This is a genomic window from Actinoplanes sp. NPDC026619 (genome assembly GCF_040638295.1).
Taxonomy (GTDB): domain Bacteria; phylum Actinomycetota; class Actinomycetes; order Mycobacteriales; family Micromonosporaceae; genus Actinoplanes.
On record NZ_JBEZYA010000012.1, the window covers coordinates 150,971 to 171,112 of the forward strand.

The 20,142-nt window shown below is 70.3% G+C and carries 16 protein-coding genes; 10 read left to right on the forward strand and 6 right to left on the reverse strand.

Translation table 11 applies throughout. From position 1 onward, the window contains the following. Positions 1-45 precede the first annotated feature (45 nt). Complete coding sequence (locus tag AB0E90_RS25700; RefSeq protein ID WP_360410567.1) at positions 46-1,182, forward strand: glycosyl hydrolase 53 family protein; 1,137 nt, start codon at positions 46-48, stop codon at positions 1,180-1,182. Here AB0E90_RS25700 and AB0E90_RS25705 read toward each other — a convergent pair. After that, positions 1,167-1,538: a hypothetical protein gene (locus tag AB0E90_RS25705; RefSeq protein ID WP_360410570.1), complete on the reverse strand. Its 372-nt coding sequence runs from the start codon at positions 1,536-1,538 to the stop codon at positions 1,167-1,169. The genes AB0E90_RS25700 and AB0E90_RS25705 overlap by 16 nt on opposite strands. Positions 1,539-1,542: 4 nt before the next feature. Next, positions 1,543-1,974 carry a MarR family transcriptional regulator gene (locus AB0E90_RS25710; RefSeq protein WP_360410573.1) on the reverse strand — a complete coding sequence of 144 codons (432 nt, stop codon included), beginning with the start codon at positions 1,972-1,974 and terminating at the stop codon, positions 1,543-1,545. Positions 1,975-2,058: 84 nt separating this feature from the next. Here AB0E90_RS25710 and AB0E90_RS25715 point away from each other — a divergent pair, with 84 nt between their 5' ends. From AB0E90_RS25715 to AB0E90_RS25745, 7 genes are all read left to right on the forward strand, one after another. After that, entirely contained in the window at positions 2,059-2,250 is a 192-nt protein-coding gene (locus AB0E90_RS25715; RefSeq protein ID WP_360410576.1) for a hypothetical protein, read from the forward strand. Positions 2,251-2,369: 119 nt separating this feature from the next. Beyond that, a complete protein-coding gene (locus AB0E90_RS25720; RefSeq protein WP_360410578.1) occupies positions 2,370-3,257 on the forward strand; it encodes a hypothetical protein in 888 nt (295 codons plus the stop codon). Between the two features lie 4 nt (positions 3,258-3,261). After that, a complete protein-coding gene (locus tag AB0E90_RS25725) occupies positions 3,262-4,449 on the forward strand; it encodes a serine hydrolase (protein ID WP_360410581.1) in 1,188 nt (395 codons plus the stop codon). Between the two features lie 851 nt (positions 4,450-5,300). Beyond that, on the forward strand, positions 5,301-6,026 hold the full coding sequence (locus AB0E90_RS25730) for a hypothetical protein (RefSeq protein ID WP_360410584.1): 726 nt from the start codon (positions 5,301-5,303) through the stop codon (positions 6,024-6,026). A 303-nt stretch (positions 6,027-6,329) separates the two neighbouring features. Further along, positions 6,330-6,845: a DUF6245 family protein gene (locus AB0E90_RS25735; RefSeq protein WP_360410587.1), complete on the forward strand. Its 516-nt coding sequence runs from the start codon at positions 6,330-6,332 to the stop codon at positions 6,843-6,845. Positions 6,846-7,038: 193 nt separating this feature from the next. Then, positions 7,039-8,169 (forward strand): glycosyltransferase, encoded by a 1,131-nt coding sequence (locus AB0E90_RS25740; RefSeq protein WP_360410589.1) that lies wholly within the window; start codon positions 7,039-7,041, stop codon positions 8,167-8,169. A 4-nt stretch (positions 8,170-8,173) separates the two neighbouring features. Further along, positions 8,174-9,265 carry a glycosyltransferase family 1 protein gene (locus tag AB0E90_RS25745; protein ID WP_360410592.1) on the forward strand — a complete coding sequence of 364 codons (1,092 nt, stop codon included), beginning with the start codon at positions 8,174-8,176 and terminating at the stop codon, positions 9,263-9,265. Here AB0E90_RS25745 and AB0E90_RS25750 read toward each other — a convergent pair whose 3' ends face one another. Continuing rightward, positions 9,266-11,767: a glycosyl hydrolase family 28 protein gene (locus AB0E90_RS25750; protein WP_360410595.1), complete on the reverse strand. Its 2,502-nt coding sequence runs from the start codon at positions 11,765-11,767 to the stop codon at positions 9,266-9,268. A gap of 284 nt (positions 11,768-12,051) precedes the next feature. On the opposite strand from AB0E90_RS25750, the gene AB0E90_RS25755 reads away from it, so the two are divergent. Together AB0E90_RS25755 and AB0E90_RS25760 are read left to right on the forward strand one after the other, a co-directional pair. Further along, the gene (locus tag AB0E90_RS25755) at positions 12,052-14,694 is read left to right on the forward strand and encodes a glycosyltransferase (RefSeq protein WP_360410598.1); all 2,643 of its coding nucleotides are present in this window, start codon (positions 12,052-12,054) and stop codon (positions 14,692-14,694) included. Next, positions 14,691-15,947, forward strand: coding sequence for a hypothetical protein (locus AB0E90_RS25760; protein WP_360410601.1), 1,257 nt, complete (start codon positions 14,691-14,693; stop codon positions 15,945-15,947). The genes AB0E90_RS25755 and AB0E90_RS25760 overlap by 4 nt, the downstream gene beginning before the upstream one ends. Before the next feature lie 70 nt (positions 15,948-16,017). Here AB0E90_RS25760 and AB0E90_RS25765 read toward each other — a convergent pair whose 3' ends face one another. The 3 genes from AB0E90_RS25765 to AB0E90_RS25775 form a co-directional block, all read right to left on the reverse strand. After that, a complete protein-coding gene (locus tag AB0E90_RS25765) occupies positions 16,018-17,511 on the reverse strand; it encodes a serine protease (RefSeq protein WP_360410604.1) in 1,494 nt (497 codons plus the stop codon). After that, positions 17,508-18,560 (reverse strand): hypothetical protein, encoded by a 1,053-nt coding sequence (locus AB0E90_RS25770; protein WP_360410607.1) that lies wholly within the window; start codon positions 18,558-18,560, stop codon positions 17,508-17,510. Before AB0E90_RS25770 ends, AB0E90_RS25765 begins: the two co-directional genes overlap by 4 nt. Before the next feature lie 248 nt (positions 18,561-18,808). Beyond that, complete coding sequence (locus AB0E90_RS25775) at positions 18,809-19,906, reverse strand: LCP family protein (protein WP_360410610.1); 1,098 nt, start codon at positions 19,904-19,906, stop codon at positions 18,809-18,811. Positions 19,907-20,142: the final 236 nt, after the last annotated feature.

The window sequence follows — 20,142 nt, forward strand, 5'->3', positions numbered from 1 at the left end:
ACCGTGAGCGCTCACAGTCGTCACCGGACTGAGAGGTATTTCCATATGTCATCCTCACTCAGCCGCCGCTCGCTGCTCGCCGGCGCCGGCGGCCTTGCCGTCTCCGCCCTTCTGCCGAAACAAGCGCTGGCCCACGCCGCGAAGACCACCCTTTCCGTGCGCGGGGCGGACCTGTCCTTCCTCCCCCAGCTCGAGGAGGCCGGTGTCCGCTACCGCGACCTGGCCGGCCGTGTCCGCCCGGCCGAGCAGATCCTCGCCAACGCCGGCGCCAACTACATGCGCCTGCGCGTCTGGGTCGATCCGCCCGACGGCTACAGCGACCAGGCCCGCGCGCTCGGCCTGGCGAAACGGGCCAAGCGGGCGGGCATGAAGATCCTGCTCGACCCGCACTACAGCGACTTCTGGGCCGACCCCGGAAAGCAGCCGATCCCGGCGAGCTGGCCCACCGACCTGCCCGGCCTGATCGCCAAGATCCGCAGCTACACGCGGGAGCTCGTCCGAGATTTCGCGAGGCAGGGCACGCCGGTCGACATGATCCAGATCGGCAACGAGATCACCAGCGGCATCCTGTGGCCGGCCGGGCAGCTCTATCTGCCGGACGGCACCCAGCAGTGGCAGGCCTTCACCGACCTGCTCAAGTCGGGGATCAAGGGCGCCCGGGAGGGTCAGTGCGACGCCAAGATCGTGCTGCACATCGACCGCGGCGGCAAGATGGGCGACACCCAGTGGTTCTTCGACAACATCACCACGTACGGCGTGCCGTTCGACATCATCGGCCAGTCGTACTACCCGATGTGGCACGGCTCCCTCGCTGAACTGCAGGCGAACCTGGTCGACTCGGTCGCGCGCTACGACAAGCCGGTGCTGCTGGCCGAGGTGTCCTACCCGTGGACGTTCGAGGACGGCGACGGGCGCGGCAACATCGTCGGCGCCGACACGGTGCTGCCCGACGCCGACCGCTTCCCGGCGACCCCGGCCGGGCAGGCCGGCTTCTACGAGGCCGTGCGTGACGTGCTGAAGCAGGTGCCGGACGGCCGTGGGCTGGGCTTCCTGGCCTGGGAGCCGGAGTGGATCCCGGGGGTGGGCTGGCAGCCGGGCGCGGAGGCGTCCAACGACAACCTGACCCAGTTCGACTTCACCGGGCGCGCGCTCCCCTCGATCAAGGCCTACCGCAGGCTGTGACGGCCGGTGCCGGCGCGGGGTGGCGTCCGGAAATCGGTGGTCAGCTCCACCCAGCCGATCCAGTCGGCGCGGCCGCCGGCGATGACTCTGACCTGCCCGTCGCGCGAGCGCCGCAGCAGCCGCCCGCGATTTTGCCGCAGCCGCGCGAACTTCGCCTGATCACTGTGGCGCAGCCCGAGTTTGCCCAGTTCACGCAGGATCTCATGCTTGATCTGATCGCTATAGACAACCTCTTCAAGCAAAGAGCAGATGCTTTGGTACGCCTCCAGCACCGGCCGGCCGAGTGACCACGTGCGCTGATCGAGAGCTTTCGCGCGGTTGAAGAGGTTTTCCACGTTGAAGGCGGCGATCCGCATGCGTCTATCTTGCCGCCGCGATCACCTGGGTGAGCGCCGCGTGCAGCGAGCGGAGCTCCTCGATCGGCATGCCCAGGCGCTCGACCACGGCCGGCGGGATCTTCTCGGCCTCGGCCCGCAGCGCCCGGCCGGGCTCGGTGAGCGTGATGGCGAGGCTGCGCTCGTCGCCGGCCTTGCGGTCGCGGCGCAGGTAACCGATCGCCTCCAGTCGCTTGAGCAGCGGCGACAGCGTGCCCGGGTCGAGTTGCAGCAGGTCGGAGAGCCGGCGGACGGAAACCGGGGCGTACTGCCAGAGGGCCAGCATCACCAGGTACTGCGGGTGGGTGAGGCCCATCGGCTCGAGCAGCGGGCGGTAGACGGCCACGACGCCGCGGGCCGCCACCGACAGGGCGAAGCAGACCTGCTCCTCCAGCGCGAGCGGATCCTGGTCACTCAATTGCCCGTCCCCCTTCAGTTCCACCCCATCCTACCGATAGTTTGTACACCAACAGTTGGTGCACAAACTATTTGGAGGCCTGCCATGCGCACGTGGTTCCGCGACACTTTTCACGACTGGTTCTTCCGGTCCCTGATCGGGCCCGCACAGACCAAGGGCGCCGTGCAAGGCTGTGACGCATCTTCCCGCGAACAGTGGAAGCGCGACCTCGCGGCCCGTAAGCGCTACACCCAGGAGCAGCGCGAACGCCGTCGCCAGGAACGTACGACCGCATAGCGTAATTGCACCGCTACTAATAGCCACATTTTCGTATTTGGAAATGTCCAGAGTTCTAGCCTCCGAGTACTACGCACGTGCGCACTTGAGTTGCCTGGAATTCGGACAACAATCGACTCATGACGTACGGCAAGAAGGACCTGCCTTATCCTTACAGCCAGGACTTTTCCGGCATCGTCACCCGTGTGAAGGGTGTCCGGGAGTCCACCCGTGCCGCGCTCGTCAACTCGCTCAAGGTCGCCTCCTACCTCAAGGCGGGGGCAAACCTCGTAGAACGCAACCTCGGCGCCCCGAAAGTGGCGGCGCCGAACAGTGACGGGCGCAAGGAGTACTGGTCGGGTCTCAACTTCTTGTCCGAGCGGGCGCTGTCGCGGGAGGTGGCCGAGCTCGAGCCGCCATTCCTGCGCCAGCGCGGGACCGGCCCGTACAGGTCGACCTGGGCCAGCCACGACGACTACCTCAATGACCTGCTGGCGTTCCTGTTCCACGCGATGAACTACGACCCGCAATACGGGGCCGAGCTGGAGACGCGCGGCGACTGGCTGGCGGAAGACGACAGCTTCGTCGACGCCGTGCACCGCGCCGCGTTCCACGAGATCCTCGCGGTCTGCCGGATGCCGCTGTTCCGCCTGCAGTTGGTCGTCTGCGCGACGGCCGACCGCAACGACGGCATCCACGACGCGATCGCCAACAACTACGCGGGCGCCCTCGAGCCCTGGATGAAGGTCTACGAGCAGACCATCGCGTCCCGCGGCTTCCGGTTGCGCCGGGGCATCACCCTCGAACAGTTCACGAACATCCTGGCCGCCATCACCGAGGGCTTCGTCATCCGCCATCTGGGTGACCCTGGCTCGGGTGTATTGGGCGACGGCCCTGGCGACAACCTGGCCGGCATGGCGATCCTGGCGATGATGAACAGTTACCTCGAGCCGATCGATGAACCACAAGGCCCGACTCTTCGTGAAGTGTTCGAAGGCGCAGCGCAACCGTCCGAGCACGGGGAGTAACGAGATGACAAGCACCACCGAACGGCCCGCACGGGCCGCCCGACCTCCCTCCTGGTGGGACAGGCAGGGTGACCTGCTGATGCGGCGACCGTTCAGCGAGTTCACCTTCACCCACATGAACTGGCTGATGCCGACCGAGCGGGTGTCCCGCGGCGACGTGCACCGGCCGCTCCCGTTCGAGTCGCACCGGCTCGACCTGACCTACCGCTTCGAGGGCACCGACCGCACCCTCGACGAACTGCACCGGCGCACCAACACCACCGCGTTCGTGGTGCTGCACCACGGCCGCGTCATCCACGAGTACTACCCCGGCGTCTTCGCCGGCCCACGCACCCGCATGCAGCTCTTCTCGGTCTCGAAATCGGTCACCTCGCTGCTCATCGGCATCGCGATGGCCGAAGGCAAGATCGACAGCCTGCACGACCGGGTCGCCGACTACCGGAAGGACTTCGTCGGCTCGGCCTACGAAGAGGTCACGCTCGGCGAGCTGCTCACCATGACCAGCGGCGTCGGCGGCCTCGAGGTGTGGGACGTGCCGGACAGCGACATCAAGCGCTTCGAACAGGCCGCGATGGGCGGCGGCGACCTGGCCGCCGTGGTCCGGGCGACGCAGCGTCGGGCCCCGGCCGCCGAGGCTTTCAACTACTCGACCCTCGACGCCCAGGTTCTCGGCTGGGTCCTGGAGGCCGCCACCGAGATGACCCTGGCGTCCTACGCCGCCGACCGCCTGTGGCGCCACCTCGGCGCCGACCGGGATGCCTATTACTGGCTGACCCGGGCCCGCCCCCGCACCGCACTCGGCGCGGGCTCGTTCAACGCCACCGCCCGCGACGTGGCCCGCCTGGGCCTGCTCATGGCCCACGACGGCGTCGTGGCCGGCCGCCAGGTCGTCCCGCGCGACTGGGTCCGGCGCAGCCGGGGAAGCGACCTGCCGCAGCTGGCGGTCGGCGCCCTCGGCCCCAGCGGCTACCCCCACTACGGCTACGCCAACCAATGGTGGACGCTCGGCAGCACCGCCTTCGACGCGTTCGCCGCCGTGGGCGTCCACGGCCAATACCTCTACATAGACCCGTCCGCCGATGTAGTGATCGTCAAATGCAGCGCCTGGCCCACCCAGGACGACCCCGGCCGCGACCTCGAGACCATCACCGCTCTGCGTCGCATCGCCGACCACTTCGCCAGCACCCGCTGAGCCCAGCCCAGCACCGCTGAGACGGCCGTCCGGACCCCGCGGCCCCCGAAGACCAAACCCGCAGCAATTCACCGATGGCTCCGCCGTGCCCATTTGCACCAGGAAAGGAGAGGACGAAACCGGGCCACAGCGGAGATTTGCCCGAAACCCCACTCTCACCTGGCGGCGGCATCCCACGCGCCGACCCCCCGCGTGGGCTGCCGCCGCCATTCCACCCAGCACCTCCGCCCCACCCAAGCCACTCCGCGCCACCCAAGCCATTCCGCGCCACCCAAGCCATTCCGCGCCACCCAAGCCACTCCGCGCCACCCAAGCCACTCCGCCCCACCCAAGCCACTCCGCCCACCCAAGCCACTCCGCCCCACCCAAGCCACTCCGCCCCACCCAAGCCACTCCGCTCCAACCAGCACTCCGCCGACCTCGCCCGCCGGCGTTGAGCGCACCAACCGAGACTCGGTCGCCCGGCGCAAACCCGAGCGCTGCCTGACACACAGCGAACGCCGCCTGACACGCGGCGCCGGGCGACCGTCAAGACCGACCCACTCGTCAGCCGGCTTGCCCAGATCCGGCAGGCGGGTGGGTCGTCCGAAAAACCGCCGTCCTCGGCGGCAAGAGCCGATCGCCGGCCGGCAACCTCGCGGCCGGCCGGCGATCACCCCTCGCCCCAGCCCTCGCCCCTCAGCCCCTCGCCCCTCAGCCCCTCGCGCCTCAGCCCCTCGCTCCAGGCCTCAATCCCTCGTCCTGCCCTCCGGGCCCCCACGCCCCGGCCTCGCGTCACCCGCTCGGGGCGCCCCCTTCGCGGCGGCACCGATCTCCACGATCGGGGCGCACCCGCGGGTTACCGTAAGGAAATGCGGAAAATTGGGTACAAATCAGTCAGACTTGCTGTCGCCGCCGTCGGCGCGGTGGTGCTCGCGGCGCCCGTGCCGGCCCTCGCATCGCCGGCCGCGGCCGCCCAGGCCGGAGCGGCCACGGCGGCGTCCGCGCCCGGGTTCGCATCCGTGGCCGTCGCGCCCCGGCCGCGACCGCTGACCGGCGCGCTGCTCACGACGAACGACCTACCGGCCGGCTATCAAACGATGACCGGTGGCAGCGGGATGTCGATGATGGGCGACATCAACACCGACGCTGACATCTGCGACCAGCACATCGGCACGAGCGCCGGTGTGCACCGGGGCCGCACGGCCGCCGCGGCGTTCGCCAAGAACGGTCTCGGGACGATGCTCTTCGAGTCGATCACCTCGACCGGCCCGCGTGCGGCCCTCGATATCGTCGACGGCGTGGCCATCGCCCCGCACCAGTGCCCGACGGTCCTGACCAACGTCCCGGCCTCGGGCCAGGCGATCCGCCTGCGCCTCACCCCGCTGCGCGTCGCACGGATGGGCGACGCCGCAGCCGGCGTGGCCTTCACGGCCAAACTGCCCGCCGTCGGGATGACCGTCCAGGGCAAGATGATCGCGGTCGCCTACCGCGGAACAGCCCTCACGATCATGCTGATCGGCACCGCCCCGGTGACCCCGCAGGAGGCGAACGCCATCGCCATCACCGCCGCCCGCAAGCTGCAGCGCCTCCACTGACAACGAACACGCGCAGCGTCTCGCGAGAGCAGCCAGGCCGGCGCGACGTTCCGGGTGACAACAAGCTCGCCACACGGGACCTCTGACGACCGGCTGAGCAGGCCCGGCGGCCACGGCCGCCGGGCCGCCCGATGCCGGGGCCGCGCCTGGCACATGATCCGCTCGACCGGCAGACGTCGAACGATTCCGCAAACCCTGGCCCGAACTGATCAAAATCGCGGCGTGGGAGGTAAAGCTGGATCCGGCGCACGGGGTGGGGCGTGGCGCGCGGACGGTTGAGGCATCGATCGATAGCGTTCCGCCATGCAGAACGCCGACGAGGCGGAGGATGTGGGCCGACTGACGGCGGCACTGGCCGCGCTCGGGATCGACGAGACCGCCAGCGGGACGGCCGAGGGGCAGCGGGCCTGGCTGGCCAGCGCGCTGCTCGGCGCCGCCCAGGGCGAGGCCATGGCGGCGGATCGGCTGCGCCTGAGCCGGGAAGCCCGGTTCGCGCTGTGGCAGCGGCAACTGGCGGCGGCCGACCCGGCCGCGCGGGCGGATCTGGTCTCGTGGCAGTTGCGGCGGGCCTGCGCCCCGCTTCCGGCGCTGGCGCACGAGAGCCGCACCGATCCGATCCCGCTCGCCGCCGCCCAGGCCGCCGATGCCCTGCAGACGCTGGTGGAGGTCAATGCGTCGACCCGGGGCGCGGTGGCCGCCGGGGACGTGCGCACGCTCGCCGCGCACTCACGGCGGCTGCGGGAGGCCCGGCGGAATCTGCAGGCCGCGATCGACAACACCGACCTGATGCTCGACCTGCTCGGCTCCGTCGACCTCTGACCCGCCCGACGCAGATCCACCCGGCGCAGAAGGACCGGGAAAGGAGGCGCGGTGAGTGATCTTGGTGTTGATATCACACATTCGGATTGACAGATGCGTGCAGCCGCCTACTAAGTTAGTGCCGCCATCGAGCGTGGGGCATATCCCCCACGCGTGCGCGCATTTCGGGGGAAATAGTGACAGGCGCCGCCTCATGACGTTGTACGACTCGACCGCCCGCCTGCCACAACTGCCATTGCTGGGCGACCGCTCGGTGGCCGTGGTCCACGAGTGGTTCGGTGCCACCGGTGGCTCCGAAGCGGTCTTCCTGGCCATCGCCGAGCTGCTCCCGCACGCCGAGCGCCTGGTCCTCTGGGCCGACGAGGGCGTCGAGACCGAGCGACTGCGCCTGGGTCAGTCCTGGCTGTCGCGCACGCCGCTGACCAAGAGCAAAGCCCTGGCCCTGCCGGCGATGCCGCTGGTCTGGCGCACCCTGTCCAATCACCACTTCGACGTGGTCATCTCGTCGTCGCACGCGTTCGCGCACACGGTGAAGCTGGGCGACCCGGCCGAGACGCGGCACCTGAGCTACATCCACTCCCCCGCGCGTTACGTGTGGAGCCCGGACTTCGACGGCCGCGGCTCGCACCCGATGCTCAAGATGCCGCGCCGGGTGCTGCAGAAGGCCGACATCCAGCTGAGCAAGCACGTGCACGCGTACGCGGCGAACTCGCGCGAGGTGCAGGGGCGCATCCAGCGGTTCTGGAAGCGGGACGCCGCGGTGATCAACCCGCCGGTCGACGTGCCCTACTTCGCGGGCGCGCCGGCGCAGGATCAGTACCAGTCACGGGACTACCTGCTCGGCATCGGGCGCTGGATCCCGTACAAAAACTTTGATTTGATCATTGAAATCGCCGAAGCCGCCGGCCTGCCGCTGATCATTGCCGGGTCCGGGCCGGAGGAAGAGCGGCTGCGGCGGCTTGCCGCCGGCAAGCGGGTGCCGATTCATTTCGAGGTACGCCCGGATCGCGACCGGCTGCGCCAGTTGTACTGGGGGGCGCGGGCGCTGCTGTTCCCGGCGCACGAGGACTTCGGCATCATCCCGGTCGAGGCGCAGGCGTGCGGCACCCCGGTGCTCGGGCTGCGCCGCGGCGGTCTGCTCGAGACGGTGGTCGAGGGTGAGACCGGCTTCCTGCTCGACAGCCTCGAGCCGGGGCCGTACGCGCAGGCCGTCCAGCGGCTGCACGAGCTCAACCCGGACCGGATCCGGTGGCACGCCAACGCGTTCTCCGGCGACCGGTTCGCCGACCGGATGGCCCGCTGGATCGACGATGAGACCCGGTGAACCGATGACCACGATCGTCGACTGCAGCGGCGTCGGCGCCGGCGGCATCACCCGCGTGCTCAGCGAGCTGGTGCGCTACTGGCCGGCGGCGGAGACGCTGCGCATCGTGGCCGCGCCGCCCGGCTGGCAGCCGCCCGCCGACCGGACCTGCGAGGCCGAGGTGGTCAGCTCTCAGGACGGCGGCCGGCTCGGCACCATCGCCGGCGCCACCGAGACGCTGCGCCGGGTCACCGGCAAGCAGGACGACAGCACCCGGGTGCTGTCGCTGAGCCCGTCGCTGGCGATCCGGGGCAGCCGGCTGCCGGTCACCACGATCGTGCACGACCTGGCTTTCAAGCTGTGGCCGCACAACCTGTCGGCGTCGGTGAGGCAATATCGGCGCCTCAGTTACGGCACCGCGATCGGCCGTTCCGAGCGGCTCATCTGCGTGAGCGCCCGCACCCGCCACGATCTGCTCGGGGTGTACGGCGTGGACTACTCCCGCACGGCCGTCTGGCACCCGGGCAGCGACCTCAGCGTGGTGCCCGGCGCGCTGCCCGCTGAGTTGTCCGCGGTGTGGCAGTCCGGCTGGCAATACCTGCTGGTCGCGGGGCATGCCGCGCACAAGGGCGTGGAGCTCGCGATCGAGGCGGTCGCGCAACTCCCGTCGTACATCCTCGTGGTGTTGACCGGGGGTGACCCGGCCGAGGAGTTCCGCCGCGTCGCCGCGGAGTCGCCGGCAGCGCCTCGCGTGATCTTCCTGAACCGGGTGTCCGACGAGGAGTATGCCGCCGCCCTCACCGGCGCGGCGGCGTTCCTGATGCCGAGCCACTTCGAGGGGTACGGCCTGCCCGCCGCCGAGGCGTTGCGGCTGGGCACGCCGACCGTCATCTCCCCCGACCCGGCGTTGCACGAGGCGACCGGCGGGGCCGCGGTGCGGATGGACAGCTGGAGCCCGGAGGCGATGGTGCGCGCGCTGCGTCAGGTGGAGAGCGGGATCCTGCCGGTGCCGACCGCCGAGGTGGGCGGCCGTTCCTGGCGGGACGCGACGGCGCATCTGGTCCAGTTGCTGGCCGCGGCGCCCGCGCACCCGGCGTCGGCGCCCTCGGGCGGCTGATCAGCCGTTGGTGACGGCGAGGGCGTCGTGCAGCGCGATCGGCGGGCGGACGTCCTTCTTCCAGGTCACCACGGTGTTGCCACGGCTCGTGACGCCGTTGACGTGGTTCAGGTAGAAGCCTTTGGCCGGCACCGTCGTCGGGCCGGTCCAGAGGTTGCTCTCCGGGTAGAGCCCGCGGTATTCGGTCGGCGTGGGCACCTGCTTCCGGACGCCGCCGACGACCGCCTGGCGCACGTCGCTGAGCAGGATGGCGTAGAGGCGGCGGTCGACGCCGCCGACCGGTTGCCCGGAGAGCGCCGACGGCTCGGTCAGGTTCTCGCCGGAGACGCTCTCGAACGCGACGCCGCTCACCCAGCGCGGCGGCGCGTCCGTGCCGTCCGGGCCGGTGCGCCGGCCGAGCAGAACGAAGACCGCCCGTAACGCGTCGTCGACGGTGATCCGCCGGAAGGACAGGTTGCTGATCGCGGCCCCGTCGACGGCCAGCGCCACCAGGGCGGCCTTGTCGACGTGCTTGATCAGCACGTCCTCGACGACCACGTTGCGGAACGCGGTGACGCTGCCGGTGCCGAACTTGACGCCGTTGGCCCGGACCGACTGGCCGACGGTCGATAACCGCACGACCGCGCCGTCGACGCCCTTGGCCGAATAGGACTTGAAGCAGATCGCGTCGTCGTCGGAGGAGACCGCCACCCGCTCGATCAGCACCCCGTGGCTGTCGACGACGTCGATGCCGTCGCGGTTGGCGTAGATCCGGCTGTCGACGGTCACGTCCGCGATGAGCAGGCCGTCGATCTCGTCGGGGACGATCGCCCACGTCGCCGAGTCGCGCACGTGCAGGTTGCGGATGATGACGTCCTGGCTGCGGGTGAGCGCCATCAGGGCCGGCCGGCTCGTGCCGCCCTCGATCCCCCAGGCCGGTTTGCCGCCGTTGCCGTCGATCGTGCCGCCGCCCTCGATCCGCACGTGCGCCGTGTTCGCCGCGGTGACCAGGCCCCGGTTGAGCAGGCCACCGGAGAACGGCGTACCGGCCGCGTCCTTGCGCAGTTCGGGGTAGCCGGCGTCGTCGGTCGAGCCGAGCAGCACCGCGTCCTGGTTGATCCACAGGGTCATGTCCGAGTGCAGCAGCAGAGCGCCGGTGAGGAAGACGCCACCGGCCAGGAACACCGTGCCGCCCTTCGGGACCTCGTTGATCGCCCGCTGGATCGCGGCGGTGTCGTCGCGGATGCCGTCGCCGGTCGCGCCGTAGGGCGGTTGCCGCACGTCCAGGACCTTGCCCGGGGGCGTGCTGACCGGCGGGAAGACCATCAGGTTGTCGATCCGGACGGTGCCGGCCGGGCCCGGGCCGACCCCGAAGAACAGCTGGTCGACCGTGCTCACCCCGGCGTCGCGGAACGACCAGCGCGGCTGGAGCACGGCGCCCGGCGCGGGCGGGGCGAAGCGGCGGCCGTCGACGTAGACCTCGAAGCGGCGGGCGGGCACGTCCAGCACGAGCTTCACCGTGTACCACTCGCGGAGCGCGACCGTGGTCAGCGGATGGGCGGTGGCGCCGTCGTCATAGACCAGCGCGGAGCCCTTGAACTGGATCGACGCCGCGATCCCGCCGGCGGCGTCGCGCACGTCGAGGGCGACCTTCGCGCCGCTGAGCTCGTCGGTGCGGACGTTGGCCTGCACCACCACGACACCGGCCTGGGCGGCGAACGGCCGGATCGCGGTGGCGCCCGCGCCGCCGTCCCGGTGCGCCAGCTGCAGGCTGCGGTCCTCGTCGCTCGGCACGGCGGCGACGGTGGCCCCGAGCGGCTTGTCGTTGAACTGGTCGAACAGGACGTAGCCGACCGACGGCGCCGGATTGCCGCGGGCGGTCACGTTGTCGACGAACAGGGTGCCGGCCGAACCGGTGCGCACCCCCGCCGAGAAACGCGCGATGCCGGTCGCCGCGGCCGTGAACGGCATCGCGGTGCGCACCTGCTGCCCATCGATGATCAGGTCGTATTTCCGATCGGCGGTGTTCAGCACGGCGCGCAACGTGTACCACCGGCCGGGATCGGCGGGGGCGAAACCCTCGCCGGCCGCGTCGACGAACCGGCCGTGGCTGACGCCGACCGTGGCGGCCACCAGACCCTCGGTGGAGGCGAGCTCGAAGACGTCATAATCCGCCGACCAGTCCTTCACCTGGACCCGCGCCTGCACCTCCACGACGCCCTCGACGGACGGGAAATCACGGTGCGCCTGGATCGCGGCGGCGCCGGCCGGCCGGGTGATCCGCAGGCTGCGGTCGACGGTGTCGGGGAACGCGGCGACCGCCGGACCACCGGCCGCGGCGGCCACCCAGCCCGGGGCGGCCGCGCCCGGGGCGACGTCGTTGAAGTCGTCGGCCAGGCTGAACGCGCCGGCCGCCGGGGCGGCGGGCATGAAGACCGGGGAGCCCGGCTTGGCACCGGACTTCGAGGAGCAACCGCTGATCGACACCACCATCAGGAGCGCGGCGAGGGTTCTGCTCCGCATTCGCGAGGTCAAGCGTGGGCTCCCGGTGTGGACGACGTCGGGCGAAGCGTACAACGGTGATCATTGATCGTTCGGCCCTCCGGGGCGTCACCTTCCGTAATCATCCCGATCGATCCTGCACGGCGCCTTGAGATATCGGTAACGATTGTCCCGCCGGATTGACAGGCAGCATGGCAGCGGGATTGAGTACCGGGTTGAGTGCGGGCTACGGGGAGCCACGCAACCGTCTGCTCGCTGGTCGAGTGGGTGCGTCGCGTCCCCCACGACGAACGGGAATACGGCAGATGTCAGAAAACGCGCGAGCTGTCGCTCACCGGAAACGGCGACCGCGCATCGCGCCCGCGGTCGCGAGTGTCGCGGTCGGCATTCTGACTGTCTTCCTCGCGATCACCACGGTGATGCCGAGCCCCACCACGGCCGGCTGGCTCGGCCTGGTCATCGTCGCCGTCGCCCTGCTCGGGCTGGTCCGGATCACTTACATCGGGGAGTTCTCCCCGGCGGCGGTGACCCTGCTGGCCTTCGCCGCGGTGTGGGTCGGCTTCGCGCCGCTGCTGCAGATCCGCGACAACCGGCTGGCCTGGCCCGATCTGCCGCTCTACCAGTTCTACGTGACCGCACAGGTGATCGTCCTCTGCGCCATCGTGCCCTACCTGATCGGCCACGCACTCACCCGGCCGCGGATCCAGCGGGCGCCGGCCGGGCGCACCGAGATCACCATCGAGAAGGCGATCGTGGTGACCGCGGTCGCGACCCTGCTGGCCGCGTGGTGCCTGCCGCAGACCGGCGGCCTGAAAGTCCGGTTCATGGACCGCGACGCGCTGCAGGCCGCGATCGATGCCGCGGGCCTGCGCAGCGGACAGGACCAGTCGCTGCTCGGGCTGCTGAGCATCCTCCCGTCGGCGGTCTCGGTGGTGGCCCTGCTGCTGTGCCTGATCTGCTGGCGCAACCGCAACTGGGCCGACCTGCGCGCGCGGCGCCTGCTGCTGATGGCCACCGCGGTCGCCGCCGTCCTCAACATGATCTACAACAACCCGTTGTCGGCCAGCCGGTTCTTCGCGTTCAGCGTGCTGCTGGCGGCCTTCCTCGCCGCCGTCCGCATCGACCGGCAGCGATGGCGTACGGCGTTCACGCTCAGCCTGCTGTTCGGCCTCGCGGTGCTCTACCCACTGGCGAACTCGTTCCGCAACAGCGCCGCCCGCGGGACGCTCCGCTTCGGCCTGGACGCCTATTACACGTTCGACTTCGACGGCTTCCAGCAGACCGTCAACTCCGTCTACTACGTCGACGCCCACGGGCACACCTGGGGCCACCACCACATCTCCGCCCTGCTCTTCTGGGTGCCGCGGTCGCTGTGGGAGGGCAAGGCGATCGGCGCCGGCAACGTGGTGGCGGCCAGTCGCGGTTACGAGTTCACCAACCTGGCGCTGCCCTACTGGACCGAGGTCTACCTCGAGTTCAGCCTGGTCGGCGTGATCGTGCTGTTCTTCTTCTACGGCCGGCTCACTCGCACCATGGACCGGAAGCTCGGCTATCGCGTCTCCGGCATCGGGACCGCGGCGTCGGTGCTGTTCGCGGCGTGCCAGATCGGCCTGCTGCGCGGGCCGCTCGGCTCCCAGGTCCCGTTCGCCGCCTCCGCGTTCTTCACCCTGCTCGCCGCCACCCTCGCCTGGCGCGGCCGGCGGTGGGGCCTGACCCGCCCCGCACCACTTCCCGACATCCAACTGGACACGGCCCGGCCCCGGATCGCGGTGCTGGCCGACTGGTGGTGGCCCGACTCCGTCGGCGGCGCCGAGCGCACCGCCCGGTCGGTCTCGCAGAAGCTGGCCGAATCCGCCGACGTGGCCGTGTTCGTGCCGGGGGCGGTGGAGAAGACCTACCAGGACGGGCCGGTCACCATCCACTCCGTGCACCGGCCGTTCGCCCGCCGGGTCCATGCCGGCTCGCGGGTGCGGCACGCGCTGGAGTTCCTGACCGCCTGGACGGTGCCGGGGGTGGCCTCCCGGCTGGCCCAGCAGGTGCGCGACTTCGGCCCGGACATCGTGGTGGCGCACAACATGGCGCGCACCGGGCCGTGGCTCATCCGCCAGGTGCGCAGCGACCATTTCCGGTACGTCCGGGTCTATCACGACCTCAGCGACACCTGCTGGCGCCGCTCCCGGCTCAAGGGCGAGAACATCTGCGCCGACATCTGCGGTGAGTGCACCGTGAAGAAGTCGATCATGCAGCGCGCCTCCCCGGCCGACGCCCAGGCGGTCTGCGTCTCCGAGTTCGTCCGCACCGACCTGAGCCGCGCCGGCGTCATCAACGCTGACGACGCCCTGGTCGGCCTGCCGCTCGCGTTCAGCGAGACCACGCCCGCCCCGCCCCGCCGCGGCAACGGCGATCTCGTGGTGGGCTACCTGGGCCGGCTCAGCCCGGTCAAGGGCATCGAGGCCGCGATCCGCACCGTCGCCGCCTACCAGCGGACCACCTCCCGCCCGGTCCAACTGCTGCTCGCCGGCGAGGGCGAGCCCGGCTACGTCGCCACCATCAACGAGCTCGCCGCCAAGGAATCGGTCCGCATCGTGCTGGCCGGCCAGATGGACGCGGACGCGTTCTGCGCCCACATCGACGTCGCGCTGATCCCGTCGACCTGGATGGAGCCGTTCGGCCGGGTGGCGGTCGAGACCGGACTCCGCGGCCGGCCGATGCTGATCTCGCGCGTCGGCGGGCTGCCCGAATCCGCCGCCGTCTCCGGCGCCCCGTACGCCTTCGCCGACTTCCGCAACCCGGAGGCGGCGGCTCGCGCCCTCGCCGACCTGCTCGCCGGCCGGGCCGAACCGGCCACGCGCCGCCCGGTGGCCAAGGCGCTGCCGCTGGTGGTGAGCGGAGCCGTCAGCAATCTCCTGCGCCGCCGTCCGGCCGCGACCGTGGGAGAGACCCGATGAGGCTCCGGATCCCGCAGAGCCCCGCCGCCTGGTCGGCCGCCACCCTGGTGCTCGGTCAGCTCGCCCTGATGGCGACGAGCCTGGTCTTCAGCCTGTCCCTCGCCTACGGCGGCGGGCTGTCGGCGGTGGGCTCCACCGCCTCGGCCGTCCTCATCTTCCAGTTGACCGTCGGCGTGCTCCAGCGGTCGCTGGCCGAGGCCACGCTGCTCGCTGAGTCCCACGCCGGCCACAAGACCGACTACAAGACCTGCCAGTGGGCGGTCGGTGCCTCGCTCACCGGCGGCGTCATCGGCGCGCTGGTGGCCATCGTGGCCGCGCTGGTAGTGCCGGACGTCGACGCCGGCCTGGCGATCGCCTACGCGGCCGGCATCCCGTTCGCGATCGTCCTCGACATCGGCCGGTCCGCCGGGGTGGCCGCCGGCTCGCCGCGCGGCGCGTTCGTGGAGACGGCCGCCTGGCTCGCGACCCAGATGGTGGCCATGCTGACCTTCGCGGCGCTGCACTCGCCGCTCGGGATCTGCCTCTCCTGGGCCGTGGTCAACGCCGGGTTCTTCCTCCTCGCGGCGGCGGCCTACGCGCACCGCCGGGCCGCCTTCCGCGGGCTCGGCCAATGGCTCGGGTCGCGGCGGGGCCTGCTCGGGCCGGCCACCTTCGACGCGTTCCTCGTCGGCGTCACCCCGCTGCTGGCCATCCAGATCACCGCGTTCTTCGTCAGCCCGGCGGTGCTCGGCGCGGTCCGCATCCTCCAGCAGGTGTACGCGCCACTCGCCTTCGTCTCGATCACCCTGCGCCGCGTGCTGGTCTATCGCCGCAAGGCCGACGCCGCCGCCGGCGCCCTGAGCGACCTGCGGGACGGTCTCGTCTCCACCGCGCTCATGGCGGTCGGTGCGGTGATCATCGGCTTCGCCATCATCGGCGGGCGGGAACTCGTGCCGGCGCTCTCCTTCATCCCGGTCGGGGTCGCGCTCATCGCGGCCGGCATCGAGAAGGCGGCGCTGGGACTGTCGTTCGGGACCTCGCTGAGCCGGTTCGTGCGGGGCGAGTTCAGCGCGCTCCTGCAGACCCGGTACGTCATGCTCGTCGTCACCCTGATCGCCGCGCCGCTGATGGCGGCCCGATGGGACGCGGTCGGCTACCTGCTGGGCTCATCGCTGGGCATGGTCATCTACTCGATCGCCGTGATCCTGTGGCCCCAGAGCAGCCGAACGTCCGGCCCCCGGCAGCCGACCCCAGCCGAGCCCGCCACCCGGTAGCCCTCACCGCCACTCGACGGCAAAGAAGAGGTCCGGACCCGTTTGGGTCCGGACCTTTTGGAGCTTCGGGTCAGCGGCCGAAATCGCGGCCGAAGTGGGATCGGTCCAGCTCCAGGATCGCCGTCTCGTCGTCCATCGGCTCGCGCGGCGGCGGGACGTTCATGACGACGGTCTCGGCATCCGCGGGGTCGGCCATCCTGGCCGGTTGATTCGGCCGGAAAGCGGGCGGCTGCTCCGGCCGTTGCACTGGCGCAGACTCCGGACGCGACCTCGGCTCCGGACGAAGGGCCGGGGCCGGGGCCGGCCGGGGGGCCTGCTCCGGGGCGTCGGCTGCCGGCCAGGTGCGAACGGCAGGCGGGTCGGTGGTGGGGGCCGCGGTTGCCGGGCGGCGCCAGCGGCCGGCCAGGTGCAGCAGGCCGAGAATCAGCACTCCCGCACCCACGGCGAGGGCGTAGCTGCCCCACTGGGCGGCGTTCACGATCGCGTCGCCGTCGACGTCGCGCCGTTCGATCGCCCGATCGCGGTAGAGCTTGGCCGGCCAGAAGTTGGGTGCGCGGCCGGCCAGCGCGCCGAAGCGGTCGGCGGCCTGGGTGAACCGGCCGGCGAAGTAGTCCTGCAGGGCGGAGCGGTATTCCCGGTCGGCATCGCTGAGCGACGCCGTCACCTTGGCCGAGGCCAGCGCCCGCTGGATGTGGCTGGCCTTGACGATGTCCCGGACCGGTTCGCCGGTGGCGCTGACGTCGGCGTCCTGAATGGCCAGGAGCCGCCCGGTCGAGTCGGAGATCGCGCCGCCACGGGCTTGCGGCCCGATGCCGTCGCTGATGGTCAGCCGGTTGGTGCCGCCCAGGCCACCGACCGTGGTGGAGACGTTGCGCAGCGAGAACAGCTCGTTGGGCTGCTGCCCGTCGCTGTAATAGCCGGACAGCACGATCGGGTCGCCGGTGGCGAGGGTGTCCTCGCGGGCGAGCTCGACCGCGGGCAGGCCGGCCTTGTTCAGCTTGACCACGGCGACGTCGCCGCCGGACATCGGCTGGGCGTAGACCACCGAGCCGGTGATCGCCCGCGCGTCGTCGTCGCGCTCGTGGTAGCTGTCGATCCAGGCCTCGACGGTGGACACCGGCGGTTTCTCGCGGTCGGCGCCGGTGAACTCGGCGGTCTTCATCCGCGTGGTGACGTAATCGGCCGCCTGCTCCACCGCCATCTCGCCGCGAACCACCTGGATCTGCGACTCGACGGTCAGCGCGTTGGCGAGCAGGACGTCCGAGCTGGGCCGCACGCACTGGCTGGTCGACACGACGTAGCCGGCCGGGTTGATCACCATGCCGCTGCAGGTGCGGCGCAGCACGACCGGCTCGTCGTCGATCGGGTCGCCGCCGGCGCGCTCGCGCAGGGTGCCGGTGAACGTGGCCACCAGGACCAGCGTCGACGGGTTGACCAGGGAGGTGATGGACTCGTTACGGCCGTAACCGCCGTCGGCGGCGTGGGCCGGGGCGGGCGTCGCGAGGGCCACGGTGAACACCGCCGCGAGGGCGGCGAGGCGACGGAGCCGTGCCGTGTTGCTCAACTGTGCCGCTGCCACAGGTCACGCAGCGGGTCCCAGGACTTGCCGAGGCTGGTGTCCCAGCTGGACTCGAGGTAGATCGCGACGGTCTTGTCGTCGGTCGCGTCCCACCAGATGCCGGCGGCCGGCCCGTGCGAGTCCAGCGCGTACTCGATGTAGGTGCCTACCGTCGGATCGGAGGTCCGGGCTTTCTGCACCGCACCGGAGAGGCCGGGGGCCACGTTCTGGAACTGGGTGCTGAACCGCTTGCGGTCCTCGCGGGCGTTGGTGCGGTCCACCGGCGTCTTGTACCAGGCGAAGTGGATGAAGATGTTGCCGTACCGGCAGAGCACGTGCTCTTTCTCGTCCGCGCCCATCCGGGGGCCGCCCTCCTCGCCGGCGGCCAGGCAGTTGGTCACGAACGGCAGCCACGACGCGGCGAGAACGGCCAGGTCGTCGTGGAACCGCGGCCGGTTGAGAGCGAGCTGGTTCTTCTCCAGCGGGCCGAGCGCCGCCGCGGCAGCGGTGGGCGTCGTCGGGGAGGGTGCCGGATCGCCGTCGCCCGGCGTGAGGAAGTAGACCGTCGGGGCGGCGAGCAGCACCCCGATCAGGAAGCCGGCCAGCACGCCGATCCACAGTTTGCTCTTGGGCTGCGGCGGGGTCGGGACGATCCGGGGCTGCCAGTTGTTCGGGTCGACCGCGAGCGGGTCGGTCCAGGCCGGCTGCGGGGGCACCGAGGTCTGCGCCACGCCCGGCGACTGATCCGGCGCGCCGGAGACCTGCCAGGTGGGGGTGACCGCGGGCGGATAGGTCTGGGCGGACCAGTCGCCCGAGGCCGGGTAGCCGGAAGTCGGCTGACTGGAGACGGGGTAGCCGGAGGTCGGCTGACCGGAAACGGGGTAGCCGGAAGTCGGCTGACTGGACACCGGCTGACTGGACACCGGGTGGCCGGAGATCGGGTGGCCGGAGATCGGGTCGGCCGGGTACGAGTTCATCTCCGGCGGCCACGACGCCGGCTGCGGCGAAACCACCTCGGTGGTCTCGTCCCGCTCCGGTGACTGGTCGGTGCTCATCGGCTGAAGATTATCAGCGCCTTCCCCACGCATGGGACCCCGTTCTTGCCTCTCAGCCATGGTCAGAGCGCTCGCCGAACCGTTCGCCCTGGGCTCTTATCCTCGATAGTGACACAGCGCACGCCACGCGCCCCCGGATCGACTCCGGCCTTAGTGCGCACCCACAATGGCCCCGAATCCGCCGGTCAGCGGAACGAGGCCATTACGGTGCGTGATTTATTCGGCGAATAGATTGCGGCAAATAGCGATCAGCCGGCGGCCAGTTTGTTGATGGTGTCGGTGTCGTCCTTGCGGACGGCCGCGTACAGCGCCTTGGCCTTGGCCTTGTCGGGCTTCACGACGCTCTGGTCGCCGATCATGCCGGTGCCAGCGCTGGGGCTGGTGTAGAAGTTCAGGTTGCCGCTTCCCAGGTGGCGCAGCTGCGTCGCCATCGACAGCATGTTCAGGTCTTTGTCGACGCTGACCGTGTCGGTGGTGGCCTTGAGGAACGAGTTGATCCGGCTCGGGCTGGACATCGTGCCGCTGGACGACGCCTTGTCCAGGATCGCCTTGATGACCTGCTGCTGGTGGCGGATGCGGGCGAAGTCGCCGTCCTTGAACGAGTACCTCTCGCGGGCGTAGTCGAGCGCCGCTGCCCCGTCCATCTTCTGGACGCCCTTCTCGAAGTGCCGCTCGTGGTTCGCGTTCAGCGAGTGGGTCGAGGTGAACGTGGACTCGACGTCGATCGTCACGCCGCCGAGCGCGTCGACGATGTCCTTGAAGCCCGCGAAGTCAACCAGGGCAACGTGATCGAGGCGGATGTTCGTGTACTCCTCGACGGTCTGCACCATCAGCGGGATGCCGCCCCACGCGTACGCCGCGTTGATCTTCGAGTCGACGTTGCCGTGCTTGCCGTCGGCCGACTTGGGGATGTGCACGTAGGTGTCGCGCGGGATGGAGATCAGCTGCGCGGCCGACTGGTCCTTGTTGAGGTGCATCACGATGATCGTGTCCGAGCGGGACCCGCCCACGTTCTCCGGGTCGCGGGTGTCGCTGCCGAGGAGCAGGAAGTTGATCGCCTTGCCGGCGGCGGCTTCCTTCTGCGGGCGGCTGGCCTCGGGGACCTGGGTGAATGCGTCCACCCGCTGCACCTTGGACTCGACGTTCTTCAGGTAGAGGCCACCACCGATCAGGCCGATGCCGATCAGGATCAGCGGGACAAGGATGCAGATCAGGACGATCTTCTTCTTGCTCCGCTTCTTCTTGGGGCTCTTGTGCGTCCGCACCTCGGGCGGGAGGTTGCCGTCGCTGCCGAAGCCGATTAGTTCGGTGGCATCACGGTCGTAGATCGGCTGACTGGTCGGCATGGCACGGATCGTACTGATGGCCGCAAGTTTGGACTGCCCCAAATCTGAGTGAGAAGGCGCGCAAAATGAAGATGTGATGAACTGCATTCGCGCCGACTCGCTCCCTTAATGACCGGAATTGGCGACCAATGCCCGGAGCACGAATACCATCGAAGCGTGCGAATCGGTCAAAGCACTCAATGATTCGATAGGTTTCGAACCGCGCAGCCATCGATGAAGCGGGTGGTGTCGATGCA

What these genes read in the sequence shown, in the direction of transcription:
- AB0E90_RS25700 (WP_360410567.1), top strand. Translation starts at nt 46, where the DNA reads ATGTCATCCTCACTCAGCCGCCGCTCGCTGCTCGCCGGCGCCGGCGGC.
- AB0E90_RS25705 (WP_360410570.1), bottom strand. Translation starts at nt 1,538, where the DNA reads ATGCGGATCGCCGCCTTCAACGTGGAAAACCTCTTCAACCGCGCGAAA.
- AB0E90_RS25715 (WP_360410576.1), top strand. Translation starts at nt 2,059, where the DNA reads ATGCGCACGTGGTTCCGCGACACTTTTCACGACTGGTTCTTCCGGTCC.
- AB0E90_RS25720 (WP_360410578.1), top strand. Translation starts at nt 2,370, where the DNA reads ATGACGTACGGCAAGAAGGACCTGCCTTATCCTTACAGCCAGGACTTT.
- AB0E90_RS25725 (WP_360410581.1), top strand. Translation starts at nt 3,262, where the DNA reads ATGACAAGCACCACCGAACGGCCCGCACGGGCCGCCCGACCTCCCTCC.
- AB0E90_RS25730 (WP_360410584.1), top strand. Translation starts at nt 5,301, where the DNA reads ATGCGGAAAATTGGGTACAAATCAGTCAGACTTGCTGTCGCCGCCGTC.
- AB0E90_RS25735 (WP_360410587.1), top strand. Translation starts at nt 6,330, where the DNA reads ATGCAGAACGCCGACGAGGCGGAGGATGTGGGCCGACTGACGGCGGCA.
- AB0E90_RS25740 (WP_360410589.1), top strand. Translation starts at nt 7,039, where the DNA reads ATGACGTTGTACGACTCGACCGCCCGCCTGCCACAACTGCCATTGCTG.
- AB0E90_RS25745 (WP_360410592.1), top strand. Translation starts at nt 8,174, where the DNA reads ATGACCACGATCGTCGACTGCAGCGGCGTCGGCGCCGGCGGCATCACC.
- AB0E90_RS25750 (WP_360410595.1), bottom strand. Translation starts at nt 11,767, where the DNA reads ATGCGGAGCAGAACCCTCGCCGCGCTCCTGATGGTGGTGTCGATCAGC.
- AB0E90_RS25755 (WP_360410598.1), top strand. Translation starts at nt 12,052, where the DNA reads ATGTCAGAAAACGCGCGAGCTGTCGCTCACCGGAAACGGCGACCGCGC.
- AB0E90_RS25760 (WP_360410601.1), top strand. Translation starts at nt 14,691, where the DNA reads ATGAGGCTCCGGATCCCGCAGAGCCCCGCCGCCTGGTCGGCCGCCACC.
- AB0E90_RS25770 (WP_360410607.1), bottom strand. Translation starts at nt 18,560, where the DNA reads ATGAGCACCGACCAGTCACCGGAGCGGGACGAGACCACCGAGGTGGTT.
- AB0E90_RS25775 (WP_360410610.1), bottom strand. Translation starts at nt 19,906, where the DNA reads ATGCCGACCAGTCAGCCGATCTACGACCGTGATGCCACCGAACTAATC.